Source organism: Pseudolysinimonas kribbensis, from assembly GCF_030161895.1.
Lineage (GTDB): Bacteria > Actinomycetota > Actinomycetes > Actinomycetales > Microbacteriaceae > Pseudolysinimonas > Pseudolysinimonas kribbensis.
On the sequence record NZ_BSVB01000001.1, the window covers coordinates 2,287,866 to 2,304,255 of the forward strand.

The following is a 16,390-nucleotide window of genomic DNA, read 5'->3' on the forward strand; positions in this document are numbered from 1 at the left end:
GTGTCCCCCGAGACGGCCCACCGGCTCGGGCTGCATCCACGACCGATCGTGCTGCTCGCGAGACCGTCGCACCAGCCGTCGCAGGCTCAGCTCGACGAGCTGGCCGCGGCCGTCGGCGCCGGCAGGATCAACACCGACCTGCGACCGACGGCGTACTCCTACGTCGAGAACGGCCCGCAGCGATTCGCCGGCACCGTCGGCTGGATCGTCCTCGGGGTCGCCGGGCTCATCACGCTCGGAGCCTCGGTCGTGGCCCTGGGGCTGGCGCGCATCGATGCGCGGCGCGACGAGCTGACCCTCGGGGCGGTGGGGGCGCCTCCGCGCACGCTGCGCGGGATCGCGTTCTGGCAGGCGCTCGTGCTCGCCGGGCTCGGATCGATCGTGGGCGGGGCGTTCGCCCTGGTGCCGGCCTATGCGATGTCGCTCTCGGGTCAGATGGCGTTCGCGCCGCCCTGGCTGCAACTCGGCGCGACCGCGGTCGGCGTCCCGCTCGTGATCGCGATCGTCACGGCGCTCACCCGCCGGGTGCGTCGCCCGGCGTTCGTGGACCGCACGGCGATCGGATAGCCGCTACGGGATCCACCGCGCGGCGTCCAGGTCGACGCGGAACACCGTGCCATCGCGCGACCAGAGCAGCGGGGTGCCCTCCGCGCGGAAATGCTCGATCGCGCGCTGCTCGTGGCAGACCGCGGGGTGCCCCGACGCTCGCACGACGCGCCACCACGGCACCTGGTCGCCGTAGTAGGCCATCACCTGCCCGACGCCGCGCGCGGCGCGCGACCCGATCGCGGCCGCGACGTCGCCGTAGGCCATGACCCGGCCCGGCGGGATCGCCGCGACCACGTCGAGAACGCGACTCACGAAGTCGTCGGCCGGCTGCGCCATCCGGACCCCTTCCTCGCGATCCCCCTCGTTCCCTCGCCAAAAACGACCATCTCGGGGCGCGTGGACTGGGCGTTTTTGGCGACGGAAGCGAGGGGCGGGGTCAGAGGTCGAGGGCGCCGAGGTTCTCGCCGTAGGGGGTCTCGCCCACGACCGTGAAGCCGACGGACTGGAAGAACATCTCCGGGCCGCCCTCGCCGCTGGCCCAGACGACCGTCGCACGGCGGAAGCCGCGGGCGCGGGCCTCGTCGGCGAACGCCTGCACGGCGAACCGGCCGACGCCGGTGCCCTGGATGTCGGCCGCCACGTTGATGCGCCAGAGCGCCGCGCGCAGGAACTCCTCCGACGCATCCGGGTCGAAGTTGGCCATGATGTAGCCGACCACGTCGTCGCCGTCGACCACGACGCGCGGCCAGGAGTTCGCGTTGTCGAGTTGCGGCTCGGCGTGCGCGTAGGTCTCCGGCTCGATGAAGGCCTCCTGGCCGGGCTTGAGCATGAGGCTGTTCGCCGCGACCGCGTTCCGCGCGTCCAGCTCCTGCAGTCTCAGCTCCGCCATGCATCCACCATACGGTCTGCCCCCGCGCTCGGATGAGGTATCTTGATATCAAGATAAATACGCCGGACGATAGGCTGCCGTGGGCAGCGAGAAGGAGCAGGAATGGTCGAGAAGATCACGGTCACGGGCACGGTCGTCGAGCTCGACGGCGACGAGATGACGCGCATCATCTGGCAGTTCATCAAGGAGCGCCTCATCCACCCGTACCTCGACATCGATCTCGAGTACTACGACCTGGGGATCGAGCACCGAGACGCGACCGACGACCAGGTCACGATCGACGCGGCCAACGCGATCCTGAAGCACGGCGTCGGCGTCAAGTGCGCGACCATCACGCCTGACGAGGCCCGCGTTGAGGAGTTCGGCCTCAAGAAGATGTGGAAGTCGCCGAACGGGACGATCCGCAACATCCTGGGCGGCGTGATCTTCCGCGAGCCGATCGTCATCTCCAACATCCCGCGGCTCGTGCCGGGCTGGAACAAGCCGATCGTGATCGGCCGCCACGCCTTCGGCGACCAGTACCGCGCGACCGACTTCGTCTTCGACGGCCCCGGCACGCTGACCCTGAGCTTCCAGCCGAAGGATGGCGGCGAGGCCCAGTCGTTCGAGGTGTTCGACGCGCCCGGCGGCGGCGTCGCCCTCGCGATGTACAACCAGGACGCGTCGATCCGCGACTTCGCACGCGCGTCGTTCAACTACGGTCTCGACCGCGGTTTCCCGGTCTACCTCTCCACCAAGAACACGATCCTGAAGGCCTACGACGGCCGCTTCAAGGACCTGTTCCAGGAGGTCTTCGACGCCGAGTACAAGGACAGGTTCGCGGCCGCGGGCCTGACCTACGAGCACCGGCTCATCGACGACATGGTCGCCAGCTCGCTCAAGTGGGAGGGCGGCTACGTCTGGGCGTGCAAGAACTACGACGGCGACGTGCAGTCCGACACGGTCGCGCAGGGCTTCGGCTCGCTCGGCCTCATGACCTCCGTGCTCACCACCCCCGACGGCAAGGTCGTCGAGGCGGAGGCCGCCCACGGCACCGTCACCCGGCACTACCGCCTGCACCAGCAGGGCAAGCCGACCTCGACCAACCCCATCGCCTCCATCTACGCGTGGACGCGCGGTCTCGCGCACCGCGGCAAGCTCGACGGCAACCAGGCGCTGATCGACTTCTCGCAGACGCTCGAGCGGGTCGTCATCGAGACGGTCGAGTCGGGTGCGATGACGAAGGACCTGGCGCTGCTGATCTCCCAGGACCAGCCGTTCCAGACCACCGAGGAGTTCCTCGCCACGATCGACGAGAACCTGCAGCGCGCGCTCGGCTAGGAGCGCCAACCCGGACGTCGCCTTGGGGGCTCGGATGCGCGGCATCCGGGCCCCTCGTGCGTGGTGGGATGGCGGGGTGACCCTTTCGGAGCTCTGGCTCGTCCGCCACGGCGAGAGCGCGGCGAACGTGGCCGCGGCCCGCGCGGAGGCGGACGGCGCCGACCGCATCGACATCGCCTGGCGGGATGCCGACGTGCCGCTGACCGACACCGGCCGTGAGCAGTCGCGCGCCCTCGCCCGCCTGCTCGCGGGGCGTTGCGCGCCGAATGCCGTGTGGTCCTCGCCCTATCTGCGCGCCCGGCAGACCATCGAGCTGGCGCTGCCGGACGCGGAGCCCGGGCGCATCCGTCTCGACGAGCGCCTCCGCGACCGCGAGCTCGGCATCCTGGACCTGCTCACGAGCCACGGGGTCGAGCACCTGCTGCCGGCCGAGCGCGCGCGTCGGAGCCGGCTCGGCAAGCTCTACTACCGACCGCCCGGCGGAGAGTCGTGGGCCGACGTGGCCGCGCGGCTGCGGTCGTTCCTGCGCGACGCCGACGACCTGCGCGACGCCGATGACGGCGGCGGCGTCGCCCTGCTCGCGGTGCACGACGCGGTGATCTGGCTCGTCGTCTACGTCTGCCTGAGCCTCGACGAGGCCGCGCTCTTCGACCTGATCGACGGCAACGTGCTGGCGAACGCGTCGTTCACGCGGCTGGTACGCCAGGGCGGCGGCTGGCGTCTCGAGGCGCTCGGGGAGACCGCGCATCTCGTCGAGCAGGACGCCCCGGTCACCGAGCACGAGGGCGAGCGCAGCGATGTCCGGTGACGCCACGCGGGTCACGCCCGAGCTGCTGCGGAACTGGCCGCTGCCGGAGGGCGGCGACTCCAAGTACAGCCGGGGCCAGGTCGTCGTGGCGGGCGGAGCGCTGCGTTCCGCGGGTGCGGTCATGCTCGCCGGCACCGCGGCACTCCGTGCGGGCGCGGGGCGCCTGACCCTCGCGGTCGGCGCGTCCGTCGCGACCGCCGTCGGGACGGCGGTACCCGAGTCGGGGATCGTGCCGCTTCCGGAGACGAGGAACGGCTCTGTGGCGGGCGGCGCGCTGAGCGCGGCCGCCGACGACATCCGATCCGCCGACGCGCTGCTGTTCGGACCGGGCCTGGACGATCTGCGCACCACGCGCGCCCAGCTCGACGAGCTGCCCGGGATGCTCGGCGAGCGCACCGCGGTCGTGCTCGATGCCTTCGCGCTCGGATGCCTGCCCGACGCCGACGAGACGATCGAGGCCCTGCGCGGGCGGCTGGTGCTCACCCCCAACCCCGCCGAGGCCGGCATCCTGCTCGGCACGGAGGTCGACGGCACCGGAGCCGAGGACCTCGACCGCGCGGCACGCGAGATCGCCGACCGCTTCGGTGCGGTGGTCTCGTGCCAGAACCGCGTCGCGGAGCCCGGCGGGCGCGCGTGGCGCATCACCGCGGGCGGACCCGGTCTCGGCACCTCGGGCAGCGGCGACGTGCTGGCCGGCGCGGTGGCCGGGCTCGCGGCGCGGGGAGCGGACCTCGCGCGGGCGGCGGTGTGGGGCACGGCCCTGCACGCGGCGGCCGGCGATCGCCTCGCCGCGCGCATCGGCCCGCTCGGCTACCTCGCGCACGAGCTGGCCGACGAACTGCCGGGACTCCTCGTGCGCTTCGGAGAGGGTCGTCCGGCACGCGAACCCTGACGACGGGGCGCGGACGGCATCCCGCCCGCGCCCCCGGTCAGCGGGTCACGGCTTGGCGCAGAGCTTGCCGATCGCGTTGAGGTCGTCCTGCACGGTGGTCGCCGACTTCTCGAGCGCGGCCGGGTCGGACCCCGCCTTGTAGCCCTGCATGGCGGTGGCCATCTTGTCGAGGTCGTCGGCCGCCTTCTGCGCCGGCTTCTTCACGTCGGGGTTGCTCACCTTGTCGACGGAGGCGCGGAACTTGTCGTTGAACTTCACGATCGCGTCGTGCGCCGCCGCGGGGTCGGTCTGCACCTTCTCGAACGCCGAGCTCAGGCCGTCCGTCGCGGAGGAGATCGACTTCCCGAGGTCGGCGCAGGCCTGCAGCTTGCTCTGCCCGCCGATCCCGGCGCAGCCGCTCAGCAGCAAGACGGCCGCGGCGGTGGCGGTGAGGACGGCGATCGGACGGCGTGCAGACATGGTTCTCCCCGGAGGATTTGAATGGATTGCTCACATTCTAGGGGGCTCGCGGGTAGATCCGATCGCCGCGCGCCAGCATGGCCGTGAATTCCCCGACCTTGCGCTCGCGCGTCTCGGCGCGCTTCACATTGCCGATCCGGAACAGGATCGCGAAGCGGTTCTGCGCGTCGAGCGTCGCCCACGCGGCGGCGGCGGCCGGCTCGGCGTCGAGCGCGGCGCGGAGGTCGTCGGGCACGGCGGCGTCCTTCTGGCGGTAGGCGGCATCCCAGCGGCCGTCGGCCTTCGCGCGCTCGATCTCGGCGAATCCGGCCGGCTGCATCCGGCCCTCGGCGATGAGGCGCTCGGCGTGCCCGATGTTGATCTGCGACCACGGACTGCGGACCCGGCGCGGGGTGAACGCCTGGGCGGTGAAGTCCGCATCGTGCCGGCCGATCTGGCCGTCGATCCAGCCGTGGCAGAGCGCGACATCGAGCGCCTCGGGGTACCGGATGCCGGGCACGGTCGCCGCCTTCTTCAGCAGCAGGAGCCGCACCCCGCCCTCCGGAGGGTCGGCGCGGAGGAACGCGTCCCACGCGTCGGCCGAGACGAAATGCAGGAGCGGCTTGTCGGCGAACGCCACCATGGTCGACACCCTAGCCAGAGCCCCCGTCGCGACCGCCCGCACGGCTCGTCCCCCGATTCCAGCGCGATCCGTCCCCCAAAAGGAGGATTTGCGCCCCCTTGTGGGGCGCGGTCTGCCCTCGCACGGGGGTCGCCGCGCCCGACGGCGCCGACCACAGTGGTGTCGGGCGCAGATCATGCGGCGCCGGCTGGTGGGGAACAGACATCCCCACCGGAGCCTTGGGGGCCATTCATGAACACCACCGTTCGCGCGCGTCTCCGCGCCGTCGTCGGACTCGTCGCGACGGCGACCGCGATCGTCGCGCTCGCCGTCGTCGCACCGGAGGCCGCCACGGCCGGCCCGCAGGTCGTCACGACCACCTACACCTACACGGGCGCCACGCAGACCTTCACCGTGCCGAGCGGCATCTCGGCGCTCACCGTCACCGTCACCGGTGGCGAAGGCGGCAACGGTGGATCGGATGCGACCGCCGCGCCCGACCCCGGCGGCTATCGGGGCGTCGTCACCGGCACCATCGCGGTGACGCCGGGGCAGGCGTTGACCGTTGCGGTGGGCGGCGGCGGCGCGACCGGGCCCAGCAAGACGAATGCCCAGAACACCACGAGCGGGCCGCCGGCGGCAGCAATCCGCTCGGTCAGTACGCCGGCGGCGTCGGCGGCAAGGCCGGTTCCAACGGCTCGTCGGGCTTCGGCGGGGCGGGCGGCGCGGCGAGCGTGCTCCGCGTCGGCTCCGCCGACATCGTCGGCGCTGGTGGCGGCGGCAACGGCGGCAGCGGACAGTTCGCCCCCACGCGCGGGCGGCAGGCCACCGCCACGTATGCCGGCCGCACCGATTCGATCACAACCGCCGGTCAGAACGGCACCAACGCCAACGACATCTGCTCGGCCACCAACTGCAGCAACAACGACGGCGGCGGCGGCGGCGCCGGCGGCGGCGGTGCGCAGGGCGGCCAGGCGGGCGCTGTCGAGTTCGGCGCCGCCCAATATAACGAGTGGTTCGGCTACGGCGGCTCGGTCGGGCAGAACTCGACCGCCTCGTACGACGGTCTTGCCGCGTCGTATCAGTGGTACAACGACAACGGCGGCACGGGCCAGGGCGGCTCGATCGTCATCTCCTATACGACCGGATCGCCGGCCGCCCCGACCGCGGTGAGCGGCGTCGCGGGCAGCGGCTCGGTGGCCCTCGCCTGGACCGCGCCGACCGACCCCGGTCAGTCGGCGATCACGGGCTACGTCGCCCGGTTCAGCAGCAACGGCGGCAGCAGCTGGAGCTCGTCGGCCGACCTCGGCACGACCGGCACCTCGGGCACCGTCACGGGCCTGACGAACGGCACCGCGTACGTGTTCCAGGTGGCGGCGGTGAACTCCGTCGGCACCGGCGCGTGGTCGGCATCCTCCACATCCATCACCCCGCAGGGGCCGCCGTCGGCGCCGACGATCTCGTCGATGGTCGGCCAGGACGGCGCGCTGCGGCTCACCCTCACCGCGCCCGCGAGCGGCGCGACGGTCACCGGATACGACTACCGGGTCGACGGCGGCGGCTGGGTGGCGGTCGCGTCGACCGCGACGATCATCGTCATCCCGGGCCTGCTCAACGGCACCTCCTACGACGTCGAGGTCCGCGCGGAGAGCGCCGTCGGCGCGGGCTCCGCGTCCGCATCCGTGAGCGGCACGCCGCGTGCCGTGCCGGGTGCGCCGACCATCGGCTCCGTCTCGGCGGGGGCCGGGTCGATCACGGTGGCGTTCACGACGGGCTTCACCGGCGGCGATGAGATCACCGGCTACGAGTACCGGCTGAACGGCGCCGGAAGCTGGCTGCCGGCCGACGGCGCCACGAGCCCCATCGTCATCACGGGTCTCGACAACGGCACGAGCTACTCCGTCGAGCTGCGCGCCGTCAACGGCTCCGGCACCGGCGCCGCCTCGGCGCCCGCGACGATCATCACCCCGGACCTCCCGGGCGCCCCGGCCGTGGCGTCGGTGCTCCCCGGTGACGGCACGGCGACCGTGGTCTTCACCCCCGGCAGCACGGGTGGCACGCCCGTCGACCACCTGGAGGTGCAGACCTCGGCCGGCGGCGACTGGACCCGTGTCGGCGCGACGAGCCCGGTCATCCTGACCGGCCTCGACAACGGAACCACCTACGCGGTCAGCCTCCGCGCGGTCAACGCGGTGGGCGCGGGAGCCGGATCGGCTCCGGTCGCCGTCACCCCGGCGACCGTCCCGGGTGCGCCCTCGATCATCGGCGACACCGTCGCCGGTGGCGACGAGACGCTGTCCGCGGCGTTCACGGCTCCCGGTTCCGACGGGGGCGCCGCGATCACGCGCTACCAGTACTCGACCGACGGCGGCGCCACCTGGCGCACCCGCACCGACGGCGCCACCACGGCGAGCCCGGTCGTCATCACCGCGTACTCGAGCGACGGCACGACGCCACTCGTCAACGGCACCACCTATTACGTCGAGCTGCGCGCCGTGAACTCCGTGGGTGCGGGCACGGCATCCGCCGTGGCGCAGGGCATCGCGACCACGATCCCGAGCGCCCCGACGATCACGAGCGTCGTCGCCGCGCCGGCGTCGCTGGATGTCACGTTCGCGCCCGGCGCCAACGGCGGCTCCGCGATCACCGGCTACCGCTACTCGGTCGACGGGCAGCACTGGGCGAGCACCGGCACGCTCGGCACGACGTTCACGATCACCGGCCTGAGCAACGGCACCGCGTATCCCGTTCAGGTGCAGGCGGTCAACGACGTCGGCCAGGGCACCGAGTCGGCCGCGATGACCGGCACGCCGGTCGCCCTGCCGGGCCGCGCCTCGATCGTCTCGGTCGTGCGCAGCAACCAGACGCTCACGGCCGCGGTGGCCCTGACCGACGACGGCGGCTCGCCCGTCACGTCGTGGCAGTACTCGACCGATGGCGGCATCAGCTGGGGAACGGCCTCCGGCACGACGAGCCCGCTCGTGCTGACCACGCTCTCCGGCGATCCGTCGACCCGTCTCGCCAACGGCACCGGGTACTCGCTGCTGGTGCGCGCGGTGACGGCCATCGGCACCGGCCCGTCATCCGCGGCCACGACGGTCGCCCCGGCGGCCGCGCCGCCGGCCCCGTCGATCGCGCTCACGCCCGGCAACGGCCAGGTCGTCGCCGACTTCTCACTCGGCGGCGACGGCGGATCGCCGATCGAGGCGCTGGAGTACAGCCTCGACGGCACCACCTGGATGCCGACCGGCACGCTCGCGAGCCCGTTCACGATCACGGGACTCACCAACGGCACCGCGTATGCGATCCGGCTGCGCGCCGACAACGCGATCGGGGCCGGCGCCGCGTCGACCCCGGCGTCCACGACCCCGCGCACGGTCCCCGGGGCGCCGACCGCGGTCGTCACCGGCTCGAACACGGCGTCGGCCGACGTCCGCTGGGCGGCTCCCGCCGACAACGGCGGCGCCGCCATCACCGGGTACACCGCCTCGGCCTACGCCAGCGGCACCTCGGGCACGCCGATCGCCGGCTGCAGCACCACGGCCACCTCGTGCTCGATCAGCGGGCTGACCAACAAGACCGCGTACTACGTCGCGGTCACCGCGACCAACGCCGCCGGCGCGGGCGCGCCCTCGGCCCCGCGGACGATCGTGACGCCGCTCGCCCGCCCCTCGGCTCCGACGATCACCGGCCTGACGGCCGGCGACGGATCGCTCTCCGCGGCGTTCACCGCGGGCGCGATCGGCGACGGAACTCTCATCGGCTACCAGTACTCGGTGGATGGCGGCTCCACCTGGGCGGCGGCGGGCACGACGAGCCCGATCGCGATCACCGGCCTCACCGACGGCACCGCGTACCGCGTCGCCGTGCGAGCGGTGAGCACCGCGGGCACCGGTGCGGCATCCGCCGCGGTCGCCGGCACCCCGTACGGCTACCCGTCGGCGCCCGATCCCACGGGGATCGTGGTGAACGGCGGCAACGGCAAGGTCATCGTGAGCTGGCAGGCGCCGAGCCTCAACGGCGGCGTGCTCGGCGACTACACCGCGACCGCGTTCTCGGCGCAGTCGAGCGGCTCGACCGCAGGCACCTGCACGACGACCGCGCTCAGCTGCACGATCACGGGCCTGGGCAACGGGACCACGTATTGGATCTCGTTGCAGACCCGCAACTCGGTCAGCATGTACAGCCAGCGCTCCGACCCGCGCGTGCCGGCGACGCCCTCGATGACACCAGGCGCGCCGACCGGCGTCTCCGCGGTGGCGGCGGATGGTGCGGCGACGATCGCGTGGACCGCTCCGACGAGCACCGGCGCGAGCGCGATCAGCGGCTACACGGTGCTGTGCTCGAGCGGCGGCGCGTACACCGCGTGCGGCGCGGTCACCGGCACGGCCACCACCCTGCGGGTCACGGGGCTGACCAACGGGACCGCCTACACCTTCCAGGTCACGGCGACCAACGGCAACGGAAGCGGTACGGCCAGCGCCGCGTCGACCGCGGTGACGCCGCTGGCCCCGGGCGCCACGCCCGTCTTCGGCACGCCCTCGCGGACCGCCGACGGCATCGACGTCGCGATCACGAACTACGACCCCGCCGTGACCTACACCGTCTCGGCGAGCGCCGGCACGGTCACCCGCTCCGGCCCGACGATCACGGTCACCGGCCTTGCGGCATCCGCCTCCTCGACCGTGACGCTGGTCGCCGCGCGCACCGGGTACACGACCGTGTCGGCGAGCGTCGCGGGCTCCGCGCTCGCGAACGGCGTCGCTCCGGCCTTCTCGGGCCTCACGGCCGCGCCGGACGGATTCGCGTTCACGATCGCGAACTACGACGCCGCGTCGTCGTACGCGTTCAGCGCGACCCACGGCGCGACGGTGTCGCGCGACGGCGCGGTGGTCACGGTGTCCGGCCTCGCGCTGGGCGGCGGGTCGCGCGTCACGGTGGTCGTCTCGCGGACCGGTTCCACCGATGCGACCGCAGCGGAGGACGGCGTGGCGATGACCGTCGGCACGGCGCCCGTGCTCACGGGGCTGGTCTCCACCGGCACCGGGTTCCGCTTCGAGATCTCCGACTACGACGCCGCGCTCGACTACGCCGTCAGCGCGACGAACGGCGCGGCGGTCACCCGCACCGGCTCCACCGTGACGGTCACCGGACTCACCGATGGCGCCGCATCCGACGTCACCGTGACCGCGACCGACCCCGGCGTGAGCATCGCGTCGGCCCTCGAGCACGGTGCCGCCCTGCTCGCCGGCTCCGCGCCCTCCGTCTCCGACCCGACCTCGACCGTGGACGGCTTCGTCTTCGACGTCGACCTGCCCGACTCGTCGGCGGTCTACTCCGTCACGAGCTCCGCCGGCACGGCCGTGCTCGACGGCGGCGTCGTGACGGTCACGGGCCTCACCCCGGGCGAGACGGCGGACGTCACCGTCACCTCGGTCGAGCCGGGTCACGTCACGACGAGCACGACCGTGCGCGCCGCGGCGCTGCTCAGCGGCATCCCGCCGCTGTTCGCCGCCCCGTCCCGGACGGCCGACGGATTCACCGTGGCCGTCGACGGTCTCGACCCCGACGGCGTCTACACCGTCGCGAGCACCACGGGGTCCGCCTCCGTCGACGCGGGCGTGATCACGGTCACCGGACTCGCACCGGATGCCGCAGCCACGGTCACCGTGACCGTGCGGCACGCCGGCTACACCGACGGCGTCTCCACCGTGACGGGCACCGCGCTCGCCGCGGGCGTCGCGCCCGCCTTCGCCGACGTCACGGCGACGGCCGACGGCTTCACGTTCACGATCGCGAACTACGACGCCGCGCTCGTCTACGAGACGCGACTGTCGCCGACGGGGGTCGTCGTGATCGACGGCACGGGCCACGGCGTCGTCTCGGGCGTCGGCGCGGGCGTGACCGTGACCCTGGACATCACGGCGACCGATCCCGGCGCGTCGATCGCCACGGCATCCACCGGTGCGACCGTGCTGCTGCCGACGACGGCGCCGGGACTCTCGGCCGCTACGCCGCTGGCGGGCGGATACCGCTTCGTGATCGAGGACTACGACCCCGGCCTCACCTACTCCTTCGTGCAGGCCGACGGCGGAACGGTGGTCCGCTCCGGCGACACCGTCACGGTCAGCGGCCTCGGCGCGGCGGTCACGTCGGTGACGACCGTGTCGGCGACCTCCGCAGGGCACACCGTCGCGGCCTCGACGGCGAGCGGCACCTCGTTCCCGAACGGCACGGCGCCCGGCATCGGGGCCGTCACCCGCACTCTCGACGGCTTCACCTTCACGTTCACGGCCGATCCGGCCGCGAGCTACACGGCGACCGCCGACGCGGGGACCGCCACGCTCAGCGGATCGACGGTGACCGTCACGGGCCTCGGCGCGGGTATCGGCACCACGGTGCACCTGACGGCGACGGTGCCGGGCTCACTCGACGCGACCTCGGACGTCGCCGGCACCGCGATCGCCCTCGGCGTCGCCCCGGTGCTCGGCGCCGCGATCTCGGCGCACGGTGGATTCGTCGTCGTGATCACGGACTACTCGGCGCTGGGCGGCTACCGGGTCGCCACGACCGCCGGTTCGGTCACGCGCTCCGGGGACCGCGTGACGGTCTCCGGTCTGGCGGCCGGCGCGAGCGCGACCGTCACGGTCACGGCCGTGCGGGGCGGTTACCGCGACGCCTCGGCCGCCCGGACCGGCAGCGCCATCGCGCCCGTCGTCCCCGCCGCCCCGACGACGACGGCAGCCGTGCCGACGCCGGCCGAACCCCGTGTGAGCTCCGCCGACGAGCCCACCGAGAGCAGCCAGGTCGGGGGAGCGGGCATCCCCGCGAGCCTGCGCGGCGTGAACCACTCGACCCCGGGCACCGGCACGGTCCAGTCCGGCGGCGACCCGGTCCCCTCGCGGATCTCCACGCACGCCGGCCGCACGGTGCTGACGACGGGCAACGGCCTGCGCATGACGGTCTCGGGTTGGCAGGACGGCCACCGGACACCGACGGGGCCGGATGGCGTGATCGAGATCGTGCGCGGCGGCAGCACGCAGATCGACGTGTCCGGACTGGCACCCGACTCCGAGGTCGTGACGTGGGGCATGTCGCACCTGCAGCAGCTCGTCGCGACGCGAACCGATCACGACGGGTCGCTCGCCCAGCTCGTGCGCCTGCCGTACAGCATGGCGCCCGGTGCGCACACGCTGATCGTGTCGGGAGTCGACGCCGAGGGTCACGACGTGACCATGCAGGTCGGCATCCGGGTGCTGCCGGTCGCGCACGACGCGCCGCCCGCTCCCGCCGCGGGAGGCAGCTGGTGGTGGCTCCTGCTCGTCGGGCTGATCGCCCTGCTGGCGCTCATCACGTGGTTCGTGATCGCGCGCCGTCGCCGCCACGACCGCGAAGCGCGAGTCGCGACCGGCACCCGCTGAGGTGACGCGAATGCCCCGTGCAGCCGTGCTGCAACGGGGCATTCGCGCGATCTCGCTGCCGGGTCAGGCGGCGGGGGTCTCCTCCACCGCGGGGGCCGGCGCGCCGTCGGCGAGCTGCGCGGTCGAGGTCTGGACCTCGATCTTGCGCGGCTTGGCCTTCTCGGCGATGGGGATGACGACGCTCAGCACGCCGTTCTCGTAGGACGCCGAGATGTTCGACGTCTCCACGCCCTGGCCGAGCGTGAACTGCCGCAGGAACGAGCCGCCGCTGCGCTCGCGGGCGAGCCACTTCACGCCCTCCTGGCTGCGGGGGTGCGCTCGGCGCGGATCGTGAGCAGCTGACCGTCCACGTCGATGTCGACGCTGCCCGGGTCGACGCCCGGCAGGTCGGCGTTCAGCACGTAGTGGTCGCCGTCGCGGTAGAGGTCCATCGGCATCAGCCGCGGGCCGTGGCGCTGGTCGAGCAGCTGGCCGGCGACGCGGTCGATCGCCTGGAACGGGTCGAAGTACATGGCCATCGAATCCTCCTGAGACTCAACGATATGAGTCGGTATGACTCAACTTTGAAACAAGTTAGCACTCGGCACGGGGAGTGCCAAGATCGCGCCGTGCGCCTACGGCGAACAGCGCAGAATGCCCGATCAGGGCCCGATCAGGGCCCGATCAGCGCCCGATCAGGACGCGGTCAGTGCCGGATCGGCGACGCGGCCCCCGCGGTCGCCTCGGCCGCCGCGATGAGCAGGCCCACGATCTCCGCGGCGGGGAGGTCGGTGGCGAGGGCGGCATCCACCATCTCCTGCTCGGCCATCGCGACCCAGGCTCTCAGCGCGATCCGCAGCCGCCGGCTGTCGGGTTCGCCGAGCTCGAGGAAGACCGAGACGGCGCGCTCGGCCTGGGCGTTGCGCGCCTCCTCGACGAGCTCGCGCACCTCGGGGAGCCGCTCGCCGCGCCGCGCACGAGCGAGTAGAAGGTCGCGGGGTGCTCCCGCACGAACCCGACCACCCGATCCAACGTGTCGCGCAGACGATCCAGCGGCGCCAGCTCCGGCCGCGGCTCGGTGGCGCGCAGCATGCTGTCGCGCGCGGTGAGCACGATCGCGTGGTGCATGCCCTGCTTGGAGCCGAAGTAGTGGAAGAGCAGGGCCCGCGAGACGCCGGCCTGCTCCGAGAGGAGCTCCATCGTGACGTCCTCGAGCGGGGAGTGCGCGAGGGCGGCGACCCCGAGCGCGACGAGCTGCGCCCGCCGCTCGTCGGGGGTCAGCCGGGTGCGTCGTTCCTCCACCATGACCTCTCCACTGTCCCACCTATTGACAGGGTGTCAATAGCCGGTACGCTCGGAACCGGACGTCACAACCGAACAACTGGCTGGGCTGAGATCGAAGAGGATCGATGAAGCTCAAGAAGGTCACGGGCTCGTACGCCGGCCGCATCCTGCTCGCCGCGGTGCCCGTCGCGATCGTGTCCACCCTCGTCATCGGCGGCGTCGCGCAGGGCGCGGTGCCGGTGTCGATGACCATCTCCGGCAGCCAGTTCAAGATCGCCGCGTCGCAGCTCGACGGCACGAGCTTCTCGCAGTACGCGGGCGTCGCGACCGACACCGCGGGCAAGCAGCACGCCGTCGCGATCGCCAACATCGGCCAGGCCAAGCTCACGAACCTGTGCCAGTCGGTCGTGGCCGACACCCCGCTCGGCAAGGTCGGCGCGATCATCACGGCCGGCGGCGGCGGAACGCCCGCCGAGGCGACCGACCTGCAGATCGGCATGACCGACCTCAAGGGCAACACGAGCTTCGACGACGTGCGCATCGGGGTCGACGCCTCGACCGTGCAGACCAAGGCCAAGGGCGCCGTCGGCGACTTCGCCCAGGACTCGAGCGCTCTGCATATCACCGACCTCCAGCAGATCTCGTGGTCGACCACGGCCGCCGTGTTCACGCTGAACGGGATGCACATGCAGGTGACCACCGACGGCAAGGAGTGCTTCTAGGCATCGGCCGATCGGGAGGACGATGACATGACCGCGATCCGCATGACCCGCGCCGGAGGCGACACCGTGACCGGATTCCGCGTCTGGCGACGGGAGCGCCCGCTCGTCGGCGGCATCCTGCTCGCCCTCGCCGGCGTCGAGATGTTCTTCTCCGGCCAGCTCGACCTCGGCAACATCCACATCTCGATGGGCTTCGAGGGGTTCCAGGCGACGGTGATCCCGGCGCTCCTGGTACTGCTCGGTGTTCTGGCGATCGTGACGCCCGCGCAGCATCTCTTCTACGGCATCTTCGCGCTCGTGCTCGCTGTCTACTCGCTCGTCGGGGTCAACCTCGGCGGATTCCTGCTCGGGATGCTGCTGGGAGCCGTCGGCGGCGTCATCGTCGTCGCGTGGCGGGCCCGGGTCTCGTCCGCGGCGGACTCCGCCGAGGGCGTGGCGGCGGCGGAGAACGTCGCGACGCAGCCCCCGCTGCGCCCGATCCCGAACCCGCGCATCGCGCCGGGCACGCCGGCGTCGTACATGCGGAGGCCGTCGACTACGCCACGCTCAAGGCCCGCGCCGCGGCGCGGCGCGGTGGCGCCGGCGCCTCCTCGTCCAAGAGGACCCCGGGGAACCCCGCCCTTTCGTGCCGGGCCGGTCCTGACCGGCCGGCGCCGATTCAACCGGGCAGCGGCTCTGCTGCTCGTCGTGGCCTCGATCGCCTCGATCGGGGCGGCGCGCGCGCCGGGGGCGGCGGAGGGGTGCCTGCTCGGCATCATCTGCACGCCGTCGTCGCCGAGCCCGTCGCCGTCGCCCACCAGCGGTGGGGGTACCGGAACCGGCACGGGATCGGGCGGCGGGGGACTCGGCGGGCTGCTCGGCGGCGGTTCGTCGAGCGACCCGCAGGACAATGCCGGCGGTCTGCCGCCGGTCCCGCTGGTCGCCTCGCCCGACGACAGCATGACGTTCACGCTGCCGGCGGCGCAGCTCGGGGGATCGTCGATCTCGTTCGGCAGCATCCCGGTCGTATCGCTCGTGACCGTGCCGCTCAAGGACGGGTCGCGTACCACCGTCATCCGGCTGCAGGCGTCGAGCGTGACGATCAACGACTTCGTGCTCGACGTGCGCAAGACCGCGGGCGGCGACAGCGGCGTGACGACCTCGCGGCAGATGGTGCTGAGCGGACACGTCTCGGCCTACATCGACTCGGCGACCGCGACGCTGCCGGGCGGACTCGGCCTCACGCTCGGCGCGGACACCCCGCTGCCGGGCGACGAGCTGCCGCAGACCCTGCTCGGCGTGCACCTCGGACTCGTCGGGGTGATCTCCGACCGGATGACGATGACGCCGTCGCACCTCGTGGTGACCCAGGGCCACTGATCCGGCCGCGCACCGCTGACCCGCGGCGCGACCTCCCGCTTCGTCGCCTCCGGCTTCGTCGCCTCCCGCTTCGTCGAAAGTTCAGGATGCGGTCGCGCGCCGTGGCC

General features: G+C 72.7%; 13 protein-coding genes and 2 pseudogenes. 8 read left to right on the forward strand and 7 right to left on the reverse strand.

Annotated features, from left to right (window positions below; all coding sequences use genetic code 11):
• Window positions 1-567: an FtsX-like permease family protein gene (locus tag QQK35_RS12655; protein WP_284254485.1), complete on the forward strand. Its 567-nt coding sequence runs from the start codon at window positions 1-3 to the stop codon at window positions 565-567.
• 3 nt (window positions 568-570) lie between these two features.
• On the opposite strand, the gene QQK35_RS12660 is transcribed toward QQK35_RS12655, so the two are convergent.
• A complete protein-coding gene (locus tag QQK35_RS12660) occupies window positions 571-885 on the reverse strand; it encodes an MGMT family protein (protein WP_284254486.1) in 315 nt (104 codons plus the stop codon).
• A gap of 100 nt (window positions 886-985) precedes the next feature.
• Entirely contained in the window at window positions 986-1,438 is a 453-nt protein-coding gene (locus tag QQK35_RS12665) for a GNAT family N-acetyltransferase (protein ID WP_284254487.1), read from the reverse strand.
• Window positions 1,439-1,540: 102 nt separating this feature from the next.
• Here QQK35_RS12665 and QQK35_RS12670 point away from each other — a divergent pair, with 102 nt between their 5' ends.
• The 3 genes from QQK35_RS12670 (at window position 1,541) to QQK35_RS12680 (ending at window position 4,458) form a co-directional block, all read left to right on the forward strand.
• Window positions 1,541-2,758: an NADP-dependent isocitrate dehydrogenase gene (locus QQK35_RS12670; protein WP_284254488.1), complete on the forward strand. Its 1,218-nt coding sequence runs from the start codon at window positions 1,541-1,543 to the stop codon at window positions 2,756-2,758.
• 76 nt (window positions 2,759-2,834) lie between these two features.
• Window positions 2,835-3,566 (forward strand): histidine phosphatase family protein, encoded by a 732-nt coding sequence (locus QQK35_RS12675; RefSeq protein ID WP_284254489.1) that lies wholly within the window; start codon window positions 2,835-2,837, stop codon window positions 3,564-3,566.
• Window positions 3,556-4,458, forward strand: a complete 903-nt coding sequence (locus QQK35_RS12680) for an ADP-dependent NAD(P)H-hydrate dehydratase (RefSeq protein WP_284254490.1) — start codon at window positions 3,556-3,558, stop codon at window positions 4,456-4,458. The genes QQK35_RS12675 and QQK35_RS12680 overlap by 11 nt, the downstream gene beginning before the upstream one ends.
• A 45-nt stretch (window positions 4,459-4,503) precedes the next feature.
• Here the strand turns inward: QQK35_RS12680 and QQK35_RS12685 are convergent, their stop codons facing one another.
• Both QQK35_RS12685 and QQK35_RS12690 read right to left on the reverse strand, forming a co-directional pair.
• Window positions 4,504-4,917: a hypothetical protein gene (locus tag QQK35_RS12685; protein WP_284254491.1), complete on the reverse strand. Its 414-nt coding sequence runs from the start codon at window positions 4,915-4,917 to the stop codon at window positions 4,504-4,506.
• Between the two features lie 37 nt (window positions 4,918-4,954).
• Window positions 4,955-5,539, reverse strand: coding sequence for a YdeI/OmpD-associated family protein (locus QQK35_RS12690; RefSeq protein WP_284254492.1), 585 nt, complete (start codon window positions 5,537-5,539; stop codon window positions 4,955-4,957).
• A 231-nt stretch (window positions 5,540-5,770) separates the two neighbouring features.
• Between QQK35_RS12690 and QQK35_RS20785 the strand changes: the two are divergent.
• Window positions 5,771-6,226: pseudogene (locus QQK35_RS20785) on the forward strand (glycine-rich domain-containing protein); the annotation flags it as partial.
• Window positions 6,227-6,252: 26 nt separating this feature from the next.
• Window positions 6,253-12,939: a fibronectin type III domain-containing protein gene (locus QQK35_RS12695; protein WP_284254493.1), complete on the forward strand. Its 6,687-nt coding sequence runs from the start codon at window positions 6,253-6,255 to the stop codon at window positions 12,937-12,939.
• A gap of 63 nt (window positions 12,940-13,002) precedes the next feature.
• On the opposite strand, the pseudogene QQK35_RS12700 reads toward QQK35_RS12695, so the two are convergent.
• From QQK35_RS12700 to QQK35_RS12710, 3 genes and pseudogenes are all read right to left on the reverse strand, one after another.
• Window positions 13,003-13,457, reverse strand: a pseudogene (locus tag QQK35_RS12700) (Hsp20/alpha crystallin family protein).
• Window positions 13,458-13,624: 167 nt separating this feature from the next.
• The gene (locus tag QQK35_RS12705) at window positions 13,625-13,747 is read right to left on the reverse strand and encodes a hypothetical protein (RefSeq protein ID WP_284254494.1); all 123 of its coding nucleotides are present in this window, start codon (window positions 13,745-13,747) and stop codon (window positions 13,625-13,627) included.
• Window positions 13,748-13,761: 14 nt separating this feature from the next.
• Complete coding sequence (locus QQK35_RS12710; protein WP_284254495.1) at window positions 13,762-14,223, reverse strand: TetR/AcrR family transcriptional regulator; 462 nt, start codon at window positions 14,221-14,223, stop codon at window positions 13,762-13,764.
• Window positions 14,224-14,327: 104 nt separating this feature from the next.
• Here QQK35_RS12710 and QQK35_RS12715 point away from each other — a divergent pair, with 104 nt between their 5' ends.
• Window positions 14,328-14,924: a DUF6230 family protein gene (locus QQK35_RS12715; protein ID WP_284254496.1), complete on the forward strand. Its 597-nt coding sequence runs from the start codon at window positions 14,328-14,330 to the stop codon at window positions 14,922-14,924.
• Window positions 14,925-14,951: 27 nt separating this feature from the next.
• On the forward strand, window positions 14,952-16,283 hold the full coding sequence (locus QQK35_RS12720) for a DUF6114 domain-containing protein (protein WP_284254497.1): 1,332 nt from the start codon (window positions 14,952-14,954) through the stop codon (window positions 16,281-16,283).
• Window positions 16,284-16,390: the final 107 nt, after the last annotated feature.

Bases quoted from the DNA above. Each gene is read 5' to 3' on its own strand.
- QQK35_RS12660 (WP_284254486.1), bottom strand. From the start codon at position 885: ATGGCGCAGCCGGCCGACGACTTCGTGAGTCGCGTTCTCGACGTGGTC.
- QQK35_RS12680 (WP_284254490.1), top strand. From the start codon at position 3,556: ATGTCCGGTGACGCCACGCGGGTCACGCCCGAGCTGCTGCGGAACTGG.
- QQK35_RS12690 (WP_284254492.1), bottom strand. From the start codon at position 5,539: ATGGTGGCGTTCGCCGACAAGCCGCTCCTGCATTTCGTCTCGGCCGAC.
- QQK35_RS12710 (WP_284254495.1), bottom strand. From the start codon at position 14,223: ATGGTGGAGGAACGACGCACCCGGCTGACCCCCGACGAGCGGCGGGCG.
- QQK35_RS12705 (WP_284254494.1), bottom strand. From the start codon at position 13,747: ATGGCCGAGCAGGAGATGGTGGATGCCGCCCTCGCCACCGACCTCCCC.
- QQK35_RS12685 (WP_284254491.1), bottom strand. From the start codon at position 4,917: ATGTCTGCACGCCGTCCGATCGCCGTCCTCACCGCCACCGCCGCGGCC.
- QQK35_RS12715 (WP_284254496.1), top strand. From the start codon at position 14,328: ATGAAGCTCAAGAAGGTCACGGGCTCGTACGCCGGCCGCATCCTGCTC.
- QQK35_RS12670 (WP_284254488.1), top strand. From the start codon at position 1,541: ATGGTCGAGAAGATCACGGTCACGGGCACGGTCGTCGAGCTCGACGGC.
- QQK35_RS12665 (WP_284254487.1), bottom strand. From the start codon at position 1,438: ATGGCGGAGCTGAGACTGCAGGAGCTGGACGCGCGGAACGCGGTCGCG.
- QQK35_RS12720 (WP_284254497.1), top strand. From the start codon at position 14,952: ATGACCGCGATCCGCATGACCCGCGCCGGAGGCGACACCGTGACCGGA.